The following is a 20956-nucleotide window of genomic DNA, read 5'->3' as shown; positions in this document are numbered from 1 at the left end:
GACATTGATCGTCGCCAGCACCGCATCCAATGCTGTCTTTTCCCTCGCGGTGCAGCTTCTCGGCCTTGTCACCCTCGCGCCGAGCGCCTTCGGCGTCTTCTCGTTGCAATACCTTGTGTTCGCGCTTGGGGTATCCGTCGGACTCTCTACGGTCAGCGAACCGTGGCTGCGCACAGACCTCATGAAGGGCCATCGCTCGTCGTGGCCCGACTACTCAAGCGCACTGCTCTATCTCAGCGCAGCGACTGCCGTCGTCACGCTCGTGCTCTCCATGATCGTGCCCGGGCTCGAGGTCGTCGCCGTCACAGGCGCCATCGCCGCGGGCGCAGGTGTCTACCGGTCGGGGGCACGCTACCACCAGGTGCGTACGGAGCGATGGCGGCTCGTACTCGCTGCCGACGCCATCGGGGTCTTCGTAACCGTCGTCGTCTGGGCGGCGCTGTTCTTCGCCACGGACCTCGATCGCCTACTCACCCTGTCCCTCTCGTGGATGATCGGGGGACTCGCCGCCGCCGCTGTGGCTCAGCGGCCGACGCTCCAGCGACCTCGTGCGCTCGTCGTGTGGTACCGCCGCCACCGCGAACACATTGTCCCTCTTCTGAAGGACTCGTCCCTGATGGACGTCGGGTCGATCGCGACACCGTTCGCGGTTGCTCCACTGCTCGGGCTCGCCGATTTCGGTGTCTATCGGGCAGTGTCAAACGTCGCGGCACCTGTCCGCCTCGTACTGAACCCGCTCAGGCCCGTTCTTGCCGGCGCTCCGTTGCCAACTTTTCGCTCGGTTCGGAGGATCGTCCTCGTCGTGGCGCTCTCGATCGGCTTCGGCGCAGCCGCCGCCGTCGCCCTCCTGATCATCGGATCGCTCGATATCGAACTGGGATCCCTCACCGCCCTCACCGAATACGCCATTCCGACCGGTCTGTTTGTCTCAGCGAACTTCCTCACGCTGTTCTACTACATGATCGCGCGCGCACACCTCTCGGGAAACGCGCTGTTGGCCGGTCGAATCGTCCAGACGGTCTTCGCGATCGTTCTGCCCATCTCGGGCGCCCTCGCCGCCCAACTCTCCGGAGCGATCTGGTTCTACGCCGTCGGAACGGCGCTGAGCGGGGTGTTCTGGGTCATCGTGGTGATTCGGGGGCGTACGTCGCCCGCCGCGGACCTAACGTCCGAAGACGATCTGCTTCCATGATTCTGCCCATGCGTTGAAACTGTAGTCGCGTTCAATGGCCGCACGGGCCGCCGCTCCACGCCGCGCGCGGCCGTCACTGCCCTCGTCGATCATTGCGACAAGAGCCTCGCCCCACTGAGTTGGGTCTTTCGCGGCGATCCCCTCTGTCCGATCGAGCACAGTTGCATTCGCTCCAACCGGGCTCGCGACCGAAGGGAGACCAGCCGCGGAGTACTGGAGTAGCTTGTACGCACACTTTCCACGAGTCCACGGGTCGTCGTCCAATGGCATGATGCCGAAGTCTCCACGAAGTAGGTTCTCGGCATACGTCTCCGAGCGCCAGTCGAGACGGGTGACCATCGGGTCGAGGTCGCCGAGCGGCGCAGCACCCGCGCTGATGACGATCAGACGAAGGCCACGCTCTCGATGAGCCAGGAGTAACGGTTCAGCGATGGTGCGCAGATATTGCTCGGTGCTCGGCGAACCCAGCCATACGGCTGTCGGAACGTCTTCATCGCGGTGGCTCTTGACCACATACTCCGAAGGCTCGACACAGCTCGGCACGATGGCGACCTCGCGCGATAGTCTCTCCGCTTGCTCGGCCAGGAACGCGTTCCCCGCGATCACGACATCCGCCGATGCGACGGCTCGCGCCCACGTGCGTCGCTTGGACCAGATGCGCTCGGTGCGCGTCAATGGCGAGAACATCAAAGCGTCGTCAAAATCGTAAACGCCGCGTTGGGCGTTACGCAGTAGTCGTTCCTCGATCGAGCCGTTACTGAACGGGCTGGCCTGCCGTGAAAGAAGCAGAGTCCCGTCGTGTCGCGACGCTTCACGGCGCAGTCGCAGCTCGGCTCCGACCACCCCGGGCAGTCGCTTTCCAAGCGCGCCCATGCTGTTGGCCGGAAGATCGAGATAGGTTGACCCGTTCGCTTCCAAGGCGAGATGGTCGATCCAATCGAACACTCGCACTCGAGCGCTCCCTGCGCTGCGGCTGTAGCTGGTGACGAAGCGCAGGTCGGTCACAGCGGAATCTCATTCTTGCCGGTTGCCTCGATGACCACCGTCCGATGCGTAAGCCATCGACTGGCGAGTGTGATCACTGCCGCGTAGATGATGAGGGAGATCACCAGAGTGCTGTTGATGCGTGTGACGAATGGAGCAAGGAACACGGTGGTGATGCAGACACAACTTATCCAGAACACCGTTTGCGAGCGGAACCTGCGGATGAACAGCCATCCGAATCCCGCCCCCATTGCGGCGGTCGCGACAAGAACTCCTGGCAATCGGAAGTCACGGTAGAACGGCTCCAGCCAGGTGAAGACGTTCGTCGGAACGCCTGTGTCGATGAACGGGCTGATCGGATCGACGTGCGGCACACCGGGAAGCACTTTCAAGACGCTGCTGAACGTGCTCGCTCCCCATGTCTGCGGATTCCAGTCACCGATAACGAAAGTCCCTCGTACCCGTTCTGGAGGAGCATCCTGATTGTCGGAACCGGCGAGCTGTAGGAACGCCATCGTTCCTGCCGTGTAGTACTGAAACGGTGCGACAAGACCAGAGCGGCCCAGCGCACTCGCGACCGCGCCGCTGCGCAAGGACTCCTGGCCGGTCTTGTTCAGCGCTCCACCGACGCCTTGGAAGACCAGCAACGCAGCGAGTCCCAACGCGACGAAACCTCCGCCGACTCGCCAGGCGACCGGCAGTCCGTTCCACCGCTGTCTGAGGTTCCGTCTGCCTTCGACACGACCTTCATCGCGCTGCACCCGCCACTCCTGCGAGACGAGGGCCGCGCACCACAGGAGGATCGCGAGGAATATGTTCGTCCGCTGCAAGAGAGCCAGCATGCTGGCCGCCAGCGCTACTGCACCAAGTACCCGGACAACGACAGGGAACGATTTGTCGATGGCTGGGCGATACACCAGGAAGACGAATAACAGCGGTCCGAGGTAAAGCAGGAGTCGCGCAGGCAGCGGCACCGACTCGAGATACGACTCTCCGTGCGCGCCTCGAATCACCGCGGGATGGAAGAGCAGAGTCGTGATTCCGAATCGCACCTGGATGGAGGCCAAGTACACGGCGAAGCCGACGCAATAGAGCGCGAATGCTGCGTAATAGACCCCTCGGGTCGCCGCGAAGGAGGTGTTGACGGACAGCCACCCGGCGCGGCGCCGTGGCGCGATGGGCTTGCCGCGCCGGTCGAGAATTGACGAGATCAGCCAGGCGCCTAGGTTAAAGGCAACGAGCCCGGTGGCGAGCGTGAGCCATGCAACAGGCTTTGCCGTCTTGTACGCGATCAAGTTGGTCGCTATCAGCACCAAGGCGCCCGCCCAAACGAGGTTGTGGCAGAGAATGAGCAGGAACGTGCGCCGCGCGAATCGATACACGAGCACAGTTGCCGCCGCCAGCATCGCCAGCAGCAGCAGGCACCATACGAAGTTCGGGATCATTGTCGCGCTCCGATCAGCGTGAGATAAAAACGCTCCTGCGCCGCCCACACCACCGAGCGGTCGAACCGCTCGCGGGCGCGCAGCTTCGCCGCGGCGCCGAAGCGCTGCCGCAGGGCCTGGTCGGCGATCACGCGTCGCAGGCCATCCGCCAGCGCCTCCGCGTCGCCCACGGGCACGACGATGCCTGTCTGACCGTCCACGACGGAGTCGACGGCGCCCGTCGCGGTTGTCGTCACCGTCGGCACGCCTGCCGCAGCGGCTTCGAGGACCACGTTGGGGAAGCCCTCGCGCAGGGTGGGCAGGCAGAGCACATCCATCAGCGGGTAGTACCTCTCCGGATCGTTCACGAAACCAGTGGTGACCGTCGTGATACCCGGGGACGGCGGGATGAGGTCGGCGACGGATGCGTCGCCCTCCACTCCCCCGACGATGAGGAGCTGGAAGGCCGTCCCCTGATTTGCAAGACGCTCTACCGCCGCGCTGAGGACCAGCAGGCCCTTGTCCTCCGTCAGACGGCCGACGAAGCCCACCACCGGCGTCTCGGTGGAAAGGACGAGCTCGGCGCGCAGGCGGTCGAGCGTCTCCGGCGACGGCAGGGAGCGCTCGAAGGCGTCGACGTCGATGCCGTTGGAGCTTCCGTCTCCGAGGACGGTGATCGCATCCGGAGACGCCAGTTTCAGTTCCACCGCTCGGGATGCGAGGCTCGCGCTCACTGCGAGCGTCTTGGTCGCCGAGCGGATCGTGAGCCGCTCGAGGAAAGTGAAGATCCGCCTGCTCGCGCCCGTCGACGTCTCCAGGCGCAGGCCGCGGAGCATGTAGACGCGCCCTGGGACCTTGGTCAGGCGACCGGCGATACCGCCGAGCAGCCCCGCCTTCGGGGTTCCGACCGAGATCACATCGGGGCGCAGGCGGCGGAGCAGACGCACCCAGGCGATCAGCGAGCGCAGGTCGGACAGCGGGGACGGCTCACGCGCCATCGTCAGCGGGTGGACCGTCACGCCGTCGACGCCGTTCAGCGCATCCAGCCGCGTGCCGGGCGAGCACACCACGTGGACGTCCCAGCCGCGCTCGGCGAGGAACTGCGGAAAGCCCGCCATCAGTCGCAACGACAGGTCGACCGTCACGCCGAGGACGATGCGCGGCCTACGCGCGGTCATCGGCTCTCGTGCCGCTCGCGATACCAGTCGATGGTCCGGCCGAGAGCCGTCTCGAAGTCCGTAGGCGCGACATCAGGGAACAGCTCCCTGATGCGGATGCCGTCCGCTTGGGAGGCGCGCACGTCGCCGACCCGCGGCTCCACGTGCTCGACAGCGATCTCGATACCCAGGTGATCCTTCATCAGATCGATGACGCGCAGCAGCGGCGTGCTAGTGCCGAAGGCAAGGTTCACCGGGTCGGTGGAGCTGACCTTGCGCTGGACGGCGTCCAGCAGCGCGGCACAGACCGTTTCGACGTAGGTGAAGTCGCGGGACTGTAGGCCGTCGCCGTGGACAGTCAGCGGCTGGCCGTTCAGGGCGGCGTCGAGGAACTTGGGGATCACGGCCGCGTACACGTGGTCGGCGGCCTGGTATGGGCCGAAGACGTTGAAGAACCGGAAGGCGAGGGTGCGCATCCCGTACGAATAGCCGTACGCGATCGTGTAGCCCTCTGTCGCGTGCTTGGTGACCGCGTACGGGCTCATCGGGCGCGTCCAGTCGAACTCCGACTTCGGCAGCTTGGTGTTGCTGCCGTAGACCGAGCTCGACGATGCGACCACCACGTGCTCCACACCGGCGAGCCTCGCGGCTTCGAGCACATGCAGCGTTCCGGTCGCGTTGGCGTGGTGTGACGGCAGCGGGGCGGCGATCGAGCGAGGCACGCTGCCGAGGGCGGCGAGGTGCACGACGGAGTCGACGCCGGCCACGGCCTCGTTCATGGCGTCCTCATCGAGGATCGACGCCTCGATGAAGCGCACATCGACGCCGTCGAGGTTCTCCAGACGACCGGTGCTCAGGTCGTCGATGACGCGGACCTCCGCGTCGGGGACCTGAGAGGTGACGTAGCGTGCGAGGTTGGAGCCGATGAAGCCGGCGCCTCCGGTGATGAGTAGTTTCATTGGTCTTTCGAGTATTGACGTGCAGGAACACCGACCACGGTGCTGCCTTCGGGGACATCTTTGGTGACGCAGGCCGCAGCGCCGACGACGCTGCCCCCTCCGACACGGAGACCTTGCAGCACCACGCTACCGGCTCCGATGAGAGTGGATGCGCCGATATGGACCTCGCCGGAGACGATCGCGCCGGGGTTGACGGAGACGAAGTCGTCCAGCACAGCATCGTGGCCGACGATGGCGCCGGGATTCAGGTGCGCACCGCGCCCGAGCCGGACATTGGTCGAGACCTGGACGCCGGAGCAGATCACCGAGCCTGGTCCGATCTGCGGAACAGAACCGACGACGGCGAGCGGGTGGATGAGCGTGGCCGGTTCGAGCCCGGCGGCGCGCAGCTTCGCGTCTACCCGCTCCCTGATGGCAGGACTGCCGATGGCGACGACGTATCGTGCGGACCCGCCTCCGGCCAGCCAGGGGTCTATCGGGCCGAGGAATGTCACGCCCCGCGCTGCCAGACGACGGGCGACGACATCGTCGGCTCCGTCGTCGAGCACACCGAGGATGTCGAAATGTTCCGGGTCGGCCGCGTTGACGGCCTCTGCGACGTCAAGCGTCTCGCGGCCGAACCCCCCACCACCGATGACGACGAGAGGAACCGTCACGCGCCGCCTCCCGACGGCTCCGCCGCACCGAACTCCGGCATGGTGACGTGACCGTCGTGAGAGATGCCCTCGCGAACGAAGACGGAGCGCACTGTGCGCACCAGGATCAGCGCATCCAGGCGGAAGCTTCGAGTGTCGACGTACTCGACGTCGAGCTCCAGCCTGCGCTCCCACGGCACGTCGTTGCGGCCGCTCGACTGGGCGAGGCCCGTGATGCCTGGCCGCACCTCGTGGCGCCTGGCCTGCCGCGGAGTGTACCGCTCCAGGTACGAGACGAGCAGGGGACGGGGACCGACGAAGCTCATGTCGCCGCGCAGCACGTTCACGAGGCTCGGCAGCTCGTCCAGGCTGGAAGCGCGCAGGGCCTTGCCGAACGTGGTGAGGCGGTCTTCGTCTGTCACGAGTCCGGCCTCGACGTCGACCGATTTCATGCTGCGGAATTTGCGCAGGGTGAAGACCGTGCCTCCGCGGCCCGGCCGCGGCTGCGCGAAGATGACGGGACGACCGAGCTTCACGGCGACCAGCACCGCGACGACGCCGATCACGGGCGAGAGCACGACGAGCAGAATGCCGGACGCCACCGCATCCAGCAGCCGTTTGCCGCTGTCATACCCTCGCCTGCTCACGAATGCGCTCCGAGGAAACCGTGGATGCGATCCTGCACGCGGTCGAGCTGTTCTCCATCGAGCACGGAACCGCTCGGCAGGGTGATGCCCACCTCGAACAGGTGCTCCGCACTCCCGTCGACGACGGCGCCCGCGTCGGCGAACGCCGGCTGCAGGTGCATCGGCTTCCACAGCGGACGGCTCTCGATCTGGTCGGCGTTCAGCCACTCGCGCAGCTCTTCGGCCGTCCAGCCGGACTCGGATGGCTCGACCAGGATGGAGGTCAGCCACTTGTTGTCGGCCTCGTCGCCAGCCCCCTGGAAGATCGTCACACCGGGAACCGGCGCGAACAGGTCGCGGTAAAGCTCGCGGACGGCGGCGCGGCGGGCGATCATGCCGTCGAGGCGGGAGAGCTGCGCGCGACCGAGCGCCGCGAGCAGGTTGCTCATCCGGTAGTTGTAGCCGATGTCGACGTGCTCGTAGTGCACGACGGGCTGACGCGCCTGCGTCGCCAGGTAGCGAGCGCGGGAGGCGAGCGACTCGTCGTCGGTCAACAGCATCCCGCCACCCGACGTGGTCAGGATCTTGTTGCCGTTGAAGGAGAGCGCGGCGGCGACGCCGAACGAGCCCGCCGGCTTGCCGCGATAGCTCGCACCGAGCGACTCCGCCGCATCGGCCAGCACCGGGATCCCGTAGCCCTCGGCCAGCGGAAGGATCGCGTCGTAGTCGGCCGACCGACCGAGCAGGTCGACGGGGACGATCGCGGCGACGTTGCGTCCCTCGGCGGAGAGCTGCCCGAGCGCCTGCTCGAGCAGGGCAGGGGAGATGTTGCCTGTGACCGGGTCCGCGTCGACGAAGAACGGCGCCGCGCCCGTGTATGCGATGGCGTTGGCCGTCGCGGCGAACGTCATCGTCGCCGTGACCACCGTGTCGCCCCGACCGACACCCAACCCGAGAAGAGCGAGATGCAGCGCGGCCGTGCCGGATGACAGGGCGACAGCGTGCTCGACGCCGACGCGCTCGGCGATCTCCCGTTCGAAGCCATCGACGTCGGGGCCGAGCGGCGCGATCCAGCCGGACCGCATGGCGTTGAGGACATACTCCTGCTCGAGGTCTCCGACATCCGGCGAAGACATGTAGATCTTGGAACTCACCGCGTCACTCCCCCGAGGCTTCCGCGCTCGATTCCGACGATCGCCGTCTCGGCCTGGTCGTCCTCCCAGCGGCGCTGCCACTCCGAGCGGTCGAGCCTGCTCGGATCGATGGGCAGCACGCGGGCGTGCGAGATGAGCGAGTGGGTGCGATGCGCGCCCTGCTCTCCGACGCCGGTCAGCTCCTCGTGCAGCTTCTCGCCGTCACGGAGGCCGGTGTAGATGATCTCGAGGCTCTTGCCTGACTGAGCGATCATGCGCCTGGCGATGTCCAGGATGCGCACCGGCTTTCCCATGTCCAGGATGAGCACCTCGCCCGGCGAGCCGATCGCGCCCGCCTGCATCACCAGCTGGCACGCCTCCGGGATGGTCATGAAGTAACGGGTCGCATCCGGATGCGTCACCGTCAGGGGCTTGTTGGCCGCGATCAGCGCCTGGAAGGTCGGCAGGAGCGAGCCTCTGCTTCCGAGCACGTTGCCGAACCGCACGGACAGGTACGAGTGACCCGTCTCCTTGCCCGCCCACGCCGTGAGGCGCTCTGCCGCCCGCTTGGAGTGGCCGAGGATGCTCGTGGGGTTGGCCGCCTTATCGGTGGAGATATTCACGAACGTCTCCACGCCGATGTCCATCGCGGCACGAAGCACATTGAGGGTTCCGAGGACGTTGGTCTTCCACGCCTCGTCCGGATACTGCTCCAGCATCGGCAGGTGCTTGAGCGCTGCCGCGTGGAACACGACCTCCGGCCGACGCGAGACGAAAATGCGCTTGACGGCGTCGGCGTCGCGGATGTCCGCGAGGATGACGTCCGTGGAGTCGAGGAGCCCATGGCCGGAGATCTGGAGCTGCGTCTGCTGGAGTCCGGTCTCGTCGCGGTCGAGCATCATCAGTTCCGCTGGGCCGAATTTCGCGATCTGCCTGCACAGCTCTGAGCCGATCGAGCCGCCGGCCCCTGTGACGAGGATGCGCTTGTTCGACAGATAGTCGGCGATGGATGCGACGTCGGTGTCGACCGGGTGCCGACCGATGAGGTCCTCGATGGACAGGTCGCGCACGTCCTTGAGGGTGGTGCGTCCGTCGTTCACGTCATCGAGCTCCGGCAGCACCTTGACCTTGAGGCCGACGGTATCGGCGATGGTGGTGACGCGCTGGAGCAGGTTGGAGTCAGCCCTGGCGACGCACACGATCAGCGCCGTCGCGCGCGTGGCGTTCGCGACCTTGACGATGTCCTTGAACCGGCCGAGCACCGGCACACCCATCAGGTGCAGGTTGCGCTTGCTCCTGTCGTCGTCGAGGAAGCCGACGGGGATGTACTCGGACTCGCGGTCGGTGAGCATCCTGCGCACCATCAGGCTGCCCATGAACCCGGCCCCGAGCAGAAGAACGGGTTGCGCATTGTCCGGGCGCATCCGCTGGGCGACGTACATGCGCTTGAGGTAGCGCACCGCACCCATCAGGCCGTACGCGATGAAGCCGGAGATCAGCATGAGGCTGCGCGGCACGCCGATCTGGCTGGAGAAGATCACGACGGGCACGGACGAGAAGAGCGCGATCGTCACCACCGTGTACGCGACGGCGCGGGCCTCCTCGAAGCTGCCATAGGTGAAGCGGCCGCGATAGACGCCGAACGTCCAGCCCAGGAGGAGCTGCAGAATGATGACGACCAGGCAGAGGAAGAGCACGGGGACCCAGTGCACCCTTGAGACCACGAAGTCGTAGCGGAACACGACGGCAGCGACGACAGCGAGCACCCACGCGACCGCGTCCGTCAAATACTGGACGCCGAAACGAATGAAGATCGACTCACCACGCGCTCGCGTCTCATCTTGGACGTGAGTGCTCCAAAGCCAGTTCTTCACGGACATCGGTGGTGCTGACTCGCTTTCGTATCACGGCTGCAGCGGGGTTGGCACAACTGCAGTCGCCATTTTCCCACACATCCTCGAGGTTTTCGTACCCTACGGTATTTAGCACGCGTTAAGGGCCGGGACGCGCGAGCACCCCGGCCCTTGTCAGGCGGCGGCCGGAGCCGGTCCGCCTACTCCCATTCGATCGTTCCCGGCGGCTTCGACGTGACGTCGAGCACGACGCGGTTGACGCCGTCGACCTCGTTGGTGATGCGGTTGGAGATCTTGGCGAGCAGGTCGTACGGCAGGCGGGTCCAGTCCGCCGTCATGGCGTCCTCGCTCGAGACAGGGCGCAGCACGATCGGGTGGCCGTACGTACGTCCGTCGCCCTGGACGCCGACGGAGCGCACGTCGGCGAGGAGCACGACCGGGCACTGCCAGATCTCGGTGTCGAGACCGGCCGCGGTGAGTTCGGCGCGCACGATCGCGTCGGCGTCGCGGAGGAGGTCGAGGCGCTCGCGGGTGACCTCTCCGACGATCCGGATGCCCAGGCCGGGGCCCGGGAACGGCTGGCGGCCGACGATGACCTCCGGCAGGCCGAGCTCGCGGCCGATGGCGCGCACCTCGTCTTTGAAGAGGGTGCGCAGCGGCTCGACGAGCTCGAACTGCAGGTCTTCCGGGAGCCCGCCGACGTTGTGGTGGCTCTTGATGTTCGCCGTGCCGGAGCCGCCGCCGGACTCGACCACGTCCGGGTACAGGGTGCCCTGCACGAGGAAGCGGATCGGGTCGCCCTCGCTGGCCGCCTCGGCGATCAGGTCGGCCTGGGCCTTCTCGAAGGTGCGGATGAACTCGCGGCCGATGATCTTGCGCTTCGTCTCCGGGTCGCTGACGCCGGCGAGAGCCGAGAGGAACTGCTCCTCCGCGTCGATGGTGACGAGACGGACGCCGGTGGCCTTGACGTAGTCCTCCTCGACCTGGCGGGCCTCGTCCTTGCGGAGCAGGCCGTGGTCGACGAAGACGCAGACGAGCTGGTCGCCGACGGCCTTGTGCACGATGGCCGCCGCCACAGCGGAGTCGACGCCGCCGGACAGACCGCAGATGACGCGGCCGGAACCCACCTGGGCCCGGATGGCTGCGACCTGGTCGGCGATCACGTTGCCGCTGTTCCAGTCGGCGGGGATGCCCGCTGCGCGGTGGAGGAAGTTCTCCAGCACGGCCTGGCCGTATGCGGAGTGCTTCACCTCGGGGTGCCACTGCACGCCGTAGAGCTTGCGCTCGTCGTTGGCGAAGGCCGCGACGGGGGTGGAGTCGGTGGATGCGAGGACCTCGAAGCCCTCCGGCGCCTTGGACACAGAGTCGCCGTGGCTCATCCACGCGGTCTGCTCTTCCGGCTGGCCGTCGAGCAAGACGCCCGAATCCGAGATGCGCACCGCGGTCGAGCCGTATTCGCGCAGTCCGGTGTGGGCGACCTCGCCGCCGAGGGCGGTGGCCATCACCTGGAAGCCGTAGCAGATGCCCAGCACGGGGACGCCGAGCTCGAAGATCGCCTCGTCGAGCTGCGGCGCGCCGTCTTCGTAGACGCTGGACGGTCCTCCGGAGAGCACGATGCCGGACGGCTTCTTGGCGGCGACCTCCGCTGCCGTCACGGTGTGCGGCACGATCTCCGAGTAGACGTTGGCCTCACGGACCCTGCGCGCGATCAGCTGCGCGTACTGCGCACCGAAGTCGACGACGAGGACCGGGCCGGACGGGTTGGCCGAATCGGCCCCTCCGAGCAGGTCGGCGAATGCTGGATCGGTGCTAATTTGATGCCTCCACGAGGGTCGCTTCCTCGGCCTCACGGCCGGCCAGATAGGACTTCACCTGCTTGGTGATGCGCGTCTCCACGAAGAACGAGAGGAACGGGACGACGCCACCGAGGGCGATCGCGACGAACTTCGTGAAGTTCCAGCGCATCAGGCTCCAGAGCCGGAAGTCGGAGAAGAGGTACACGACGTACAGCCAGCCGTGTGCGATCAGGATGCCCGTGCTCAGGTCCACGCCGGTCGGCGTCACAGGATCGTTCACCGGCACGAAGGCGAAGACGCCGTGGTTGCCGAACGCGAACATCTGGTAGCCCATGCCGTACTTGATGATCATCTCTACACAGAGGAGCAGCAGCATGATGCCGGTGATGTATGCGAACACCTGGTAGAACCGGAGCGCCCCGCGGATCTTCGGGAAATCGGCGAGCTTGGGAGCGAGGGGCATGGGTCTATTCTACTTTCCCGAGCTGCGTCGCCGTTCCGGCCGCGAGCTCGCGCAGTTCGTCTTCCTTCTCCTTCGCGTCCTTCACCAGGCGATACCAGAGGAAGACCGCGAATCCGGCGAAGATGATCCACTCCGCCGCATAGAAGATGTTGAGCCAGTTGAGCGTGCGCTCCTGGATGGGCGGGGGCGACTCGATCTTGGTCAGACCGGCCGGAGGCGTCTTCTCGACGACGTAGGCCGAGTACACGTCCATGCCGTCGACGCCTGTCCAGAGGTTGTAGAGCGCCGCGACCGACATCATCGTCATCACCGTCGGGTGTTTCTTGTCCGTCGGCGCCTCCGGGCCCTCCGTCGGCAGCAGACGGCCGACGATCGCCTGTTCATCGGCCGGCTCTGCTGCGAGACGCTTCATGGCGGACGTGGCGGTCGCCTCGTCGGCCGCCCAGCCGCGCGCGACCGCGAGCGCGACCGGCTTCGCGCCGTCCGCGCCTGGCACGGTCACGTGCGCGACGACCCACCAGCCGGAGGTTCCGTGGTTGAGGCGGCCCTTCAGCAGCTGGTAGTCCTCTGGCACGAACGACCCGGTCACCGTGACGTACTGGCCTGTCGCCGTGTCGGCGATCGGCCCACCCGGCTTCGCCACCTGCGCAAGCGGCAGGACCGTCTCGCTCGGCACGTCGACGACCGTGCCCGCTGCGACGGCGCGCTCGAGCTGCCACTGGCCCAGCCACGCGAATCCACCTGCCAGCAGGAGAGCGAAGACCAGCGCGCCGATCCAGCGAGGGCGCAGCATCATCTGGAACAGCGTGGTCTCTCCACTGCCGGTGGTCGTGCTAATGGCTCAGTCCCGCTTTCGGTCGCTGCTGTCTTGCTGCATGGCCTGGTCGACGACGCGGTCGATGGCCTGCCGGGTGTCGTCCGAGCGCGCCTCAGGGTCGAGGTCGGCCGTGGCAGCCTCCACCAACGCGATCTCCTCGTCGAGCATCGGATCGCGTTCGGGTTTCGTGGCGCGCTTCTTCTTCTGGCGTTTGCCGGTCCGAAGAATCATCGCACCGATCTTCTCGGAGTTTGCTGCGAGGATCGGGCCGATGACGGCCATGATCAGCACGTAGAGCCCGGCGAACGGCTGGATGCGTTCATCCAGCCCTGCGCTCAGCGACAGCGTCGCGAGGATCAGCGCGAATTCGCCGCGGTTCTGCAGGATGACCGTGGTGTTGATGCCTGCCTGTGCGCCCATCCCGTTGATCCACGCCACGAACTGTCCTGCGAGGATGTTCAGCACGATCGTGAGCAGCACGGCCAGCAGCACGGGAACGACCACCGATGGGAACTGGGCGGCGTTCAGCGCAAGACCGAAGTTGAGGAAGAAGAACGCGGCGAAGACGTCGCGCAACGGGATGGCGATGTGCTCGATCTTGTTGCGGTACTTCGTGGCGCCGAGCACGAGACCGATCAGGAACGCTCCGATCGCGTCCGTGACGCCGAGCACCTCCCCGATCCCGGCGAACAGCACTGCGAAGCCGAAGAACAGGATGGTGAAGAGCTCGTCGTCCTTGGTGTGGAACAGCTTCGAGACGTAGCGGCCGCCCCAGCGCGCGATAGTGAACATCACGACGAGGAACGTGAATGCGATGCCGAGTTTCGCGACGATCGGCCAGAAGTCCGTCTCGCCGCTCAGCACCACGGAGACGATCGCGAGGTAGATCGCGATGAAGATGTCCTCGACCACGGTGACGCCGAGGATCATCGGGGTCTCGGTGTTGGCCAGACGTTTCAGCTCGATCAGCAGCTTGGTGACGATCGCGCTGGACGATGTCGCCGTCATGCCGGCGATGATCAGCGCCTCGCGCGTCCCCCAGCCGACCATGAAGCCGAAGATGAGGCCGACGCCCATGTTGACGACGATGTACGAGCCGCCGGAGATGATGAGCTTGCCGAAGTTGCCGAAGAACTCGTCCTGATCGAACTCCAGGCCCAGATTGAACAGCAGGAGGATCAGACCGAAGATCGCGATCAGCTCGATGTAGTTCGACTCGAGATTGAGCGGGAACCACCCGGTGTGCGGGCTGGCGAGCAGCCCGACGATCATGTAGATGGGGATCGCGGGGAGACCCACCAGCTTGCCGAGGCGCCCGAGCACGTATGCCACGAGCAGGAGGACGCCGAGAATGATGAGGTCTTCGCCGAGATGCATGGCTACCCCCCTGGCGGTGCGTCGACGGTGGCGCGCACGGGCAGCTCACCCGAGCGGAAGAAGGCGAACGCCTTGGCGACCTTCTCTGGCGACCCTGCGACGACGAGCGTGTCGCCGGGAAACACCTTGAAGTCGGGGGCGGGCGCCGGGTTCGCGGAGTCCCCGCGCACGACGGCGACGACCGTCAGTCCCGCGATGCCGCGGTCCGCAGGGCTGCCGAGCTGCTGCCCTGCGATGTGGTCTTCGTAGTCGACGCTGAACCAGTCGATGCTGAGGCCAGGGATCTGGTCGAGCGCGGTCAGCGACTCGGTGATCTGCGTTCCGCCGAGCAGTTCGGCGAGCGTGTGGGCCTCGTCGTCGTTGAGGCGCAGCGACACCTTCGTCACGTCCGCGCCGTCTTCGTGGTCTGAGAAGGTGATGAGGTCGCTGTGCCCGGACCGGTGGGCGATCACGCCGACCTTTCCGCCATCGTCTGTGACGAATGTGTGCAGCACCCCGACCCCGGGCAACTTGACCCGTCGAACGTCAACCATGTTCCGTCTCCAATTGTGTTGGGGGCAGGTGCACCAAGAATACCGGAGCCACCTGAAGGTGGCTCCGGGCTTGATGGTGTACGGGCCCTACTTCGCCGTCTTTGGCGCCTTCTCGGCTTTCAGTGCTGCTGCGTCGACATCCACGATGTCCGGCGCCTCCAACCGGATGCGGTCGGCCGACTCGTCATCCGGCTGCAACTGGCTCGCCCGCTCGGCGGCGACGCGCTCCAGATACGTCCGCACCTCGCGCTCCTCCCGCGCCTTGTCCCAGCCGAGCACTCCGGCCAGGAGGCGCGCGGCGACCGGAGCGGCCGAGACGCCGCGGTCCCACGCCTCGATCGAGATGCGGGTGCGCCTGGCGAGCACGTCCTCCAGGTGCAGGGCGCCCTCGTGCGACGCCGCGTACACGACCTCCGCGCCGATGTAGTCGTCCGCTCCCGGCAGCGGGTTGCCGAGCTCGGGGTCGTCGCGCACGAGGTCGAGGATGTCCTCCGCCATCGTGCCGTACCGGTTGAGCAGGTGCTCGATCCTGGCGACATGCAGGCCGCTGTCCGCTGCGATGCGCTTGCGCCTGTTCCACGCGGCCTGGTAGCCCTCCGCGCCGACCAGCGCGATGTCCTTCGTCGCACTGCTCGGGATCTTGCCGTCGAGCGCATCCACTGCCGCGTCGATCGCGTCCTTCGCCATGATCCGGTACGTGGTCCACTTGCCGCCGGCGATCACGACCAGGCCGGGCACGGAGTGTGCGACCAGGTGCTCGCGGGACAGCTTGGAGGTCTCCTCCGACTCGCCGGCGAGCAATGGGCGGAGCCCGGCGTACACGCCCTCCACGTCTTCACGGGTCAGCGGGATGCCGAGCACCGCGTTCACGTGGGCGAGCAGGTAGTCGATGTCCGCCGCGGTCGCTGCCGGGTGCGCCTTGTCGAGGTGCCAGTCGGTGTCCGTGGTGCCGATCAGCCAGTGCCTGCCCCACGGGATGACGAAGAGCACGCTCTTCTCGGTGCGCAGCAGCAGGCCCATCTTCGACTGGAACCTGTCGCGCGGCACGACCAGGTGGATGCCCTTGGATGCGCGCACCTTGAACTGGCCGCGCTCCCCCACCATCGCCTGGGTGTCGTCCGTCCACACGCCGGTCGCGTTGACGACCTGCTTGGCGCGGATCTCGAAGCGCTCGCCTGTCTCCAGGTCGTGCGCCTGCACGCCGACCACGCGCTCGCCCACCTTCACGAAGCCCTCGACGCGCACCCTGGTGGCCACGTGAGCACCGTAGTGCGCGGCCGTGCGTGCCAGGTTCGCGACGTAGCGGGCGTCGTCCACCTGGGCGTCGTAATACGTGATGCCTCCGACGAGCGCGTCGTTGGCCAGGCTCGGGATGGCGCGCTGCACCTGCCGCTTGGACAGGTGGCGGTGGTGCGGAACCCCCGGCGGGCGCAAGCCGGTGTAGGAGAAGATGTCGTAGAGCATCATGCCGGCGCCGACGTACGCGCGCTCGATCACCCGCTTCTTCAACGGGTAGAGGAACCGCACCGGCTTCACGAGGTGCGGCGCGATCCGCTGCAGCAGCAGCCCGCGCTCGATCAGCGCCTCGCGCACCAGCCGGAAGTCGAGCTGCTCCAGATACCGGATGCCGCCGTGCACCAGCTTCGACGACCTGCTCGACGTGCCGGATGCGAAGTCACGCGCCTCGACCAGGCCGACGCTGAGACCACGGGTGACGGCATCCACTGCGCTGCCGGTGCCGACGATGCCGCCTCCGACCACGAGGATGTCGAGCTCGGTGTCTTTCAGCGCAGCGATCGCATCAGCTCGCTCTGCCGGGCCGAGCCGTGACGGATACGTCACGGCGGGGTTGGACGTCGATCCTTGTGTGACCATCGTTCTCTCCCTCACTCGGCCGCCTTCGGCCGACTCTTACTGCGCTTGGTACGGTGCGACGACGACCTCGACGCGCTGGAACTCCTTCAAGTCCGAGTATCCCGTGGTTGCCATCGAGCGTCGCAGGGCTCCCACCAGATTCGCAGAGCCCTCTGCGACCGGCGCCGGTCCGTAGAGGATCTCCTCGAGCGGGGCGACCTGTCCGACCTCGACGCGGTTGCCGCGCGGGAGCTGCGAGTGGTGCGCCTCCGCACCCCAGTGGTATCCGCCGCCCGGTGCGTCCGTCGCCCTGGCAAGCGTCGTGCCGAGCATGACGGCGTCCGCTCCGCAGGCGATGGCCTTGACGATGTCGCCGGAGCTGCCGAGCCCGCCGTCCGCGATGACGTGGACGTAGCGTCCGCCCGACTCGTCCATGTAGTCGCGGCGAGCGCCGGCGACGTCTGCGACGGCGGTCGCCATCGGCGCGTGGATGCCGAGGGTGGAGCGCGTGGTGGACGCTGCGCCGCCGCCGAAGCCGACGAGCACGCCGGCTGCGCCGGTGCGCATCAGGTGCAGGGCGGCGGTGTACGTGGCTGCTCCACCGACGATGACGGGCACATCCAGCTCGTAGATGAACTTCTTGAGGTTGAGCGGCTCGACGCTCTTGGAGACGTGCTCTGCCGAGACGGTGGTGCCGCGGATCACGAACAGGTCGACGCCTGCTGCGACGACGGTCTCGTAGAGCTCCTGGGTTCGCTGCGGCGAGAGAGCGCCTGCGACCGTGACGCCGCCCTCGCGGATCTCGGCGAGGCGCGCGGTGACGAGCTCCGGCTTGATCGGCTCCGCGTAGATCTCCTGCATCCTGGCCGTGGCGTTCTCGGCGGACAGGGAGCGGATCTCGGCGAGCAGGGGCTCAGGGTCTTCGTAGCGGGTCCAGAGTCCTTCGAGGTCGAGGACGCCGAGGCCGCCGAGCTGGCCCATCATGATCGCGGTGGTCGGGGAGACGACCGAGTCCATGGGAGCTGCGAGGAACGGGATGGAGAACTGGTACGCGTCGATGGACCACGACACCGACACATCCTCGGGGTCGCGGGTGCGCCGGCTCGGAACCACAGCGATGTCATCGAAGGCGTAAACGCGGCGAGCGCGCTTGGCGCGCCCGATCTCAATCTCCATACTCACCCGTTCAGTCTATGGCGGAGGGCTGGCAGAGTGGTCTCATGACCGTCGAAGCCTCCCCGCTCTCCCAGCTCAGGATGCGCACCAGCGAGAAATGGCGCGCATATCCAGACGACGTCCTCCCGCTCTTCGTCGCCGAGATGGACTACCCGCTCGCCGAGCCGATCGCGGATGCGCTGCACGCCGCCGTCGCGCGCTCTGACACCGGATACATCGGGCCGGACGACAGGGCGAAGCGCGCGTTCGCGGGCTTCGCTTCCTCCTCCTGGGGATGGACGGTGGAACCGGAACGCACCCTCACGACCGCGGATGTGAGCGTGGTGATCGTCGAGTCGCTGCGACTGGCGATCGAGCCGGGCGACCGCGTCATCATCACTCCCCCGGTCTATCCGCCGTTCTACGAGTTCATTCCAGAGGCCGGCGGCGTGGTCGAGGAGGTGCCGCTGCTGTCGTCGGAGACCGACGGCTGGTCGCTCGATCTGGACGGGATCGAGCGCGCATTCGCCGGCGGCGCCAGGGCGTTTCTGCTCTGCAACCCGCACAATCCCCTGGGGCTGGTCCACTCGGCGGAGCAGCTCGCCGCGGTGGCCACGCTCGCTGCGCGCTACGACGCGACGGTGGTGAGCGACGAGGTGCACGCACCGCTGACCCACACCGACGCGACGTTCACGCCGTTCCTGTCTGTGTCCGCGGACGCGCGCCGCCACGGCATCGCCGCCCACGCCGCCAGCAAGGCCTGGAACCTCGCAGGACTCAAGTGCGCGCTCTTCGTGACGGCGGACGACAGGATGACCGACCGCATCCGATCGCTGCCGGTGGAGGTGGAGGTGCGCACTAGCCACTTCGGGCGCATCGCGACAGAGGCCGCATACCGCGACGGACGCGACTGGCTGGTGGATGCGCTGGCCGCGATCCAGGCCAACCGCGCGCTGCTCGGCACCCTGCTGGCCGACCAGCTCCCCGATGTGCGCTACCGCGAGCCGCACGCGAGCTACCTCTCCTGGCTGGACCTGCGCGGGCTCGGCTGGGGCGACGACCCCAGCGCCCGCATCCTGTCGGAGGCGAAGGTCGCGCTGAACCCCGGCACCGACTTCGGAGCGCAGGGCGCCGGGTTCGTGCGGCTCAACTTCGCGTGCTCGGCAGAGGTGCTGACCGAGGCGATCGCGCGCATCCACCGGATGCGCTGAGCCCGGATCTCAGCGCGCCCGCGCCACGCGCCCCTCGTCCCACACCGGCTCGTCCGCCTCGTAGACCTCGCCGTCCTCGCCGAACACCAGGAACCGGTCGAAGCCGCGCGCGAACCAGCGGTCGTGCGTCACGGCGACCACCGTGCCCTCGAAACCCGCCAGACCTTCCTCCAGCGCCTCGGCCGAGACGAGGTCGAGGTTGTCGGTCGGCTCGTCCAGGAGCAGAAGGGTCGCCCCTGACAGTTCGAGCAGGAGGATCTGCAGGCGCGCCTGCTGGCCGCCGGACAGCGACTCGAACGTCTGCTCCGCTGCGGCGGCGAGTCCGTAGCGGTCGAGAACGCGGCTGGCCGCCTCTCGCGGCATCCCGTCTCTGCGGTCGTCGCCGCGATGCAGGATGTCCAGCAGGGTCCTTCCTACCAGCTCCGGATGCTCGTGGGCCTGCGCGAAGAGCCCGGGCGCCACCCGCGCGCCGAGCTTCGCAACGCCCGTGTGCGGAACGGGTGCTCCGGCGACGTCCGCAGACGCGAGGTGCCCGGCGGCAGGGTCGGGGTCCGTCCCTCCCGCCGCGAGAAGCCGCAGGAAGTGCGACTTGCCTGAGCCGTTGGAGCCGAGCACCGCGACCCGCTCGCCGAACCAGATCTCGGCGTCGAACGGGCGCATCAGCCCGGTCAGTTCCAGGCCGTGGCACTCGACGACGCGACGTCCTGTGCGCGCACCGGTGAGGCGCATCCGCACGTTCTGCTCGCGCGGGCGCGCCTCTGGCGGGCCGGCCTCCAGGAACTTCGCGAGCCTGGTCTGCGCCGCCTGGTACGCCGAAGCGAGATCGCTGTTGTACTTCGCCTTCTCTTTGAACCGCAGCACCAGCGCTTTCAGCTTGGCGTGCTCCTCGTCCCAGCGCCTGCGCAGCTCCCCCAGCCTGGCCATGCGCTCCTCGCGCGCCGCGTGATAGCCGCCGAAGCCGCCGCCGTGCGTCCACGTGGTGTTGCCCGCCGCGCCGAGCTCCAGCGTGACGATGCGGTCGGCGGCGCTGGCCAGCAGCTCGCGATCGTGCGAGACGAGCAGGACCGTCTTCGGCGTCGAGCGCAGCTGGTCTTCCAGCCAGCGTTTGCCAGGCACATCCAGGTAGTTGTCCGGCTCGTCGAGCAGCAGCACCTGGTCAGGCCCGCGCAGCAGCGCCTCCAGCACGACGCGCTTCTGCTCGCCACCGGAGAGGGTCCGCACGGTGCGGAGCCTGGCGCGCTCGAACGGGATGCCGAGGGCGGCGACGGTGCAGTGGTCCCACAGCACCTCGTGCTCGTACCCGCCCGCATCCGCGTACTCGGCGAGCGCCGTCGCATAGCGCAGCTGGGTGTCCGTCTCGTCGCGCACGATGATCGCGTCCTCGGCGGCGATCAGCCGCTCGGCCGCCCCGCGCACCGTAGGCGGAGCCACCTGGATGAGCAGGTCGTGCACGGTCCGGTCGTCGCGGACGTGCCCGACGAACTGATCCATCACCCCGAGCCCTCCGTCGATGGCCACCACGCCGGAATCCGGCCGGAGCTCGCCGCGGATGATGCGCAGCAGGGTCGACTTGCCCGCACCGTTCGCGCCGATCAGCGCGGAGACACGGCCGTCGCCGACCCGGAAGCCGACGTCGTCGAGCAGAGGCCGTCCGTCGGCGAGGGTGTACGAGACACCGGCGACGTCGATGTGACCCATGAGGAGAACTCCTGATCTGGATGCGGACAAAGCCTTCCAGAATAGACGAAACCGCCGCCCACGGGGAGGGGACGGCGGTTTCGTTCAGC

Annotated in this window: 18 protein-coding genes; 2 read left to right on the top strand and 16 right to left on the bottom strand. The window is 67.2% G+C overall.

Annotated features, from left to right (window positions below):
- The first annotated feature begins 4 nt into the window (after positions 1-4).
- Positions 5-1192 (top strand): hypothetical protein, encoded by a 1188-nt coding sequence (locus ACIRCZ_RS16745; RefSeq protein ID WP_402854963.1) that lies wholly within the window; start codon positions 5-7, stop codon positions 1190-1192.
- Here the strand turns inward: ACIRCZ_RS16745 and ACIRCZ_RS16740 are convergent.
- From ACIRCZ_RS16740 to ACIRCZ_RS16670, 15 genes are all read right to left on the bottom strand, one after another.
- The gene (locus ACIRCZ_RS16740; protein ID WP_402854961.1) at positions 1163-2197 is read right to left on the bottom strand and encodes a glycosyltransferase family 4 protein; all 1035 of its coding nucleotides are present in this window, start codon (positions 2195-2197) and stop codon (positions 1163-1165) included. The two genes, ACIRCZ_RS16745 and ACIRCZ_RS16740, sit on opposite strands and share 30 nt — an antisense overlap.
- Complete coding sequence (locus ACIRCZ_RS16735; RefSeq protein WP_402854959.1) at positions 2194-3621, bottom strand: hypothetical protein; 1428 nt, start codon at positions 3619-3621, stop codon at positions 2194-2196. Before ACIRCZ_RS16735 ends, ACIRCZ_RS16740 begins: the two co-directional genes overlap by 4 nt.
- On the bottom strand, positions 3618-4778 hold the full coding sequence (locus ACIRCZ_RS16730; protein WP_402854957.1) for a glycosyltransferase family 4 protein: 1161 nt from the start codon (positions 4776-4778) through the stop codon (positions 3618-3620). Before ACIRCZ_RS16730 ends, ACIRCZ_RS16735 begins: the two co-directional genes overlap by 4 nt.
- Positions 4775-5716 carry an NAD-dependent epimerase/dehydratase family protein gene (locus ACIRCZ_RS16725; protein WP_055894894.1) on the bottom strand — a complete coding sequence of 314 codons (942 nt, stop codon included), beginning with the start codon at positions 5714-5716 and terminating at the stop codon, positions 4775-4777. The genes ACIRCZ_RS16730 and ACIRCZ_RS16725 overlap by 4 nt, the downstream gene beginning before the upstream one ends.
- Positions 5713-6372 carry an acetyltransferase gene (locus ACIRCZ_RS16720; protein ID WP_402854955.1) on the bottom strand — a complete coding sequence of 220 codons (660 nt, stop codon included), beginning with the start codon at positions 6370-6372 and terminating at the stop codon, positions 5713-5715. Before ACIRCZ_RS16720 ends, ACIRCZ_RS16725 begins: the two co-directional genes overlap by 4 nt.
- Positions 6369-6998 (bottom strand): sugar transferase, encoded by a 630-nt coding sequence (locus ACIRCZ_RS16715; RefSeq protein WP_402854953.1) that lies wholly within the window; start codon positions 6996-6998, stop codon positions 6369-6371. The genes ACIRCZ_RS16720 and ACIRCZ_RS16715 overlap by 4 nt, the downstream gene beginning before the upstream one ends.
- Positions 6995-8131, bottom strand: coding sequence for a DegT/DnrJ/EryC1/StrS family aminotransferase (locus ACIRCZ_RS16710; RefSeq protein WP_402854951.1), 1137 nt, complete (start codon positions 8129-8131; stop codon positions 6995-6997). Before ACIRCZ_RS16710 ends, ACIRCZ_RS16715 begins: the two co-directional genes overlap by 4 nt.
- Positions 8128-9897, bottom strand: a complete 1770-nt coding sequence (locus ACIRCZ_RS16705; protein WP_402854949.1) for a polysaccharide biosynthesis protein — start codon at positions 9895-9897, stop codon at positions 8128-8130. Before ACIRCZ_RS16705 ends, ACIRCZ_RS16710 begins: the two co-directional genes overlap by 4 nt.
- Before the next feature lie 266 nt (positions 9898-10163).
- Positions 10164-11750: a glutamine-hydrolyzing GMP synthase gene (gene guaA / locus ACIRCZ_RS16700; RefSeq protein ID WP_402855095.1), complete on the bottom strand. Its 1587-nt coding sequence runs from the start codon at positions 11748-11750 to the stop codon at positions 10164-10166.
- Positions 11751-11772: 22 nt separating this feature from the next.
- Positions 11773-12222, bottom strand: a complete 450-nt coding sequence (locus ACIRCZ_RS16695) for a DUF3817 domain-containing protein (RefSeq protein WP_055894888.1) — start codon at positions 12220-12222, stop codon at positions 11773-11775.
- Positions 12223-12226: 4 nt separating this feature from the next.
- Positions 12227-13018: an SURF1 family protein gene (locus ACIRCZ_RS16690; RefSeq protein WP_402854946.1), complete on the bottom strand. Its 792-nt coding sequence runs from the start codon at positions 13016-13018 to the stop codon at positions 12227-12229.
- A gap of 45 nt (positions 13019-13063) precedes the next feature.
- Positions 13064-14416, bottom strand: a complete 1353-nt coding sequence (locus ACIRCZ_RS16685) for a cation:proton antiporter (protein WP_055894883.1) — start codon at positions 14414-14416, stop codon at positions 13064-13066.
- 2 nt (positions 14417-14418) lie between these two features.
- A complete protein-coding gene (locus ACIRCZ_RS16680; protein ID WP_055894880.1) occupies positions 14419-14949 on the bottom strand; it encodes a cation:proton antiporter regulatory subunit in 531 nt (176 codons plus the stop codon).
- 87 nt (positions 14950-15036) lie between these two features.
- Entirely contained in the window at positions 15037-16824 is a 1788-nt protein-coding gene (locus tag ACIRCZ_RS16675; RefSeq protein WP_402854943.1) for a glycerol-3-phosphate dehydrogenase/oxidase, read from the bottom strand.
- A 36-nt stretch (positions 16825-16860) separates the two neighbouring features.
- Positions 16861-17979, bottom strand: coding sequence for a GuaB3 family IMP dehydrogenase-related protein (locus tag ACIRCZ_RS16670; RefSeq protein ID WP_055894875.1), 1119 nt, complete (start codon positions 17977-17979; stop codon positions 16861-16863).
- A 44-nt stretch (positions 17980-18023) separates the two neighbouring features.
- On the opposite strand from ACIRCZ_RS16670, the gene ACIRCZ_RS16665 reads away from it, so the two are divergent.
- Entirely contained in the window at positions 18024-19169 is a 1146-nt protein-coding gene (locus ACIRCZ_RS16665) for a MalY/PatB family protein (RefSeq protein ID WP_402854941.1), read from the top strand.
- Positions 19170-19178: 9 nt separating this feature from the next.
- Here the strand turns inward: ACIRCZ_RS16665 and ACIRCZ_RS16660 are convergent, their stop codons facing one another.
- Positions 19179-20867, bottom strand: a complete 1689-nt coding sequence (locus ACIRCZ_RS16660) for an ABC-F family ATP-binding cassette domain-containing protein (protein WP_402854939.1) — start codon at positions 20865-20867, stop codon at positions 19179-19181.
- Between the last annotated feature and the right edge of the window lie 89 nt (positions 20868-20956).

The sequence above is a fragment of the Leifsonia sp. NPDC102414 genome (assembly GCF_044765685.1).
Lineage (GTDB): Bacteria > Actinomycetota > Actinomycetes > Actinomycetales > Microbacteriaceae > Leifsonia.
This window is presented reverse-complemented; position numbering and strand designations above follow the sequence as displayed.

Bases quoted from the DNA above. Each gene is read 5' to 3' on its own strand.
- ACIRCZ_RS16660 (WP_402854939.1), bottom strand. From the start codon at position 20,867: ATGGGTCACATCGACGTCGCCGGTGTCTCGTACACCCTCGCCGACGGA.
- ACIRCZ_RS16735 (WP_402854959.1), bottom strand. From the start codon at position 3,621: ATGATCCCGAACTTCGTATGGTGCCTGCTGCTGCTGGCGATGCTGGCG.
- ACIRCZ_RS16685 (WP_055894883.1), bottom strand. From the start codon at position 14,416: ATGCATCTCGGCGAAGACCTCATCATTCTCGGCGTCCTCCTGCTCGTG.
- ACIRCZ_RS16730 (WP_402854957.1), bottom strand. From the start codon at position 4,778: ATGACCGCGCGTAGGCCGCGCATCGTCCTCGGCGTGACGGTCGACCTG.
- ACIRCZ_RS16680 (WP_055894880.1), bottom strand. From the start codon at position 14,949: ATGGTTGACGTTCGACGGGTCAAGTTGCCCGGGGTCGGGGTGCTGCAC.
- ACIRCZ_RS16695 (WP_055894888.1), bottom strand. From the start codon at position 12,222: ATGCCCCTCGCTCCCAAGCTCGCCGATTTCCCGAAGATCCGCGGGGCG.
- ACIRCZ_RS16675 (WP_402854943.1), bottom strand. From the start codon at position 16,824: ATGGTCACACAAGGATCGACGTCCAACCCCGCCGTGACGTATCCGTCA.
- ACIRCZ_RS16690 (WP_402854946.1), bottom strand. From the start codon at position 13,018: ATGATGCTGCGCCCTCGCTGGATCGGCGCGCTGGTCTTCGCTCTCCTG.
- ACIRCZ_RS16670 (WP_055894875.1), bottom strand. From the start codon at position 17,979: ATGGAGATTGAGATCGGGCGCGCCAAGCGCGCTCGCCGCGTTTACGCC.
- ACIRCZ_RS16665 (WP_402854941.1), top strand. From the start codon at position 18,024: ATGACCGTCGAAGCCTCCCCGCTCTCCCAGCTCAGGATGCGCACCAGC.
- ACIRCZ_RS16725 (WP_055894894.1), bottom strand. From the start codon at position 5,716: ATGAAACTACTCATCACCGGAGGCGCCGGCTTCATCGGCTCCAACCTC.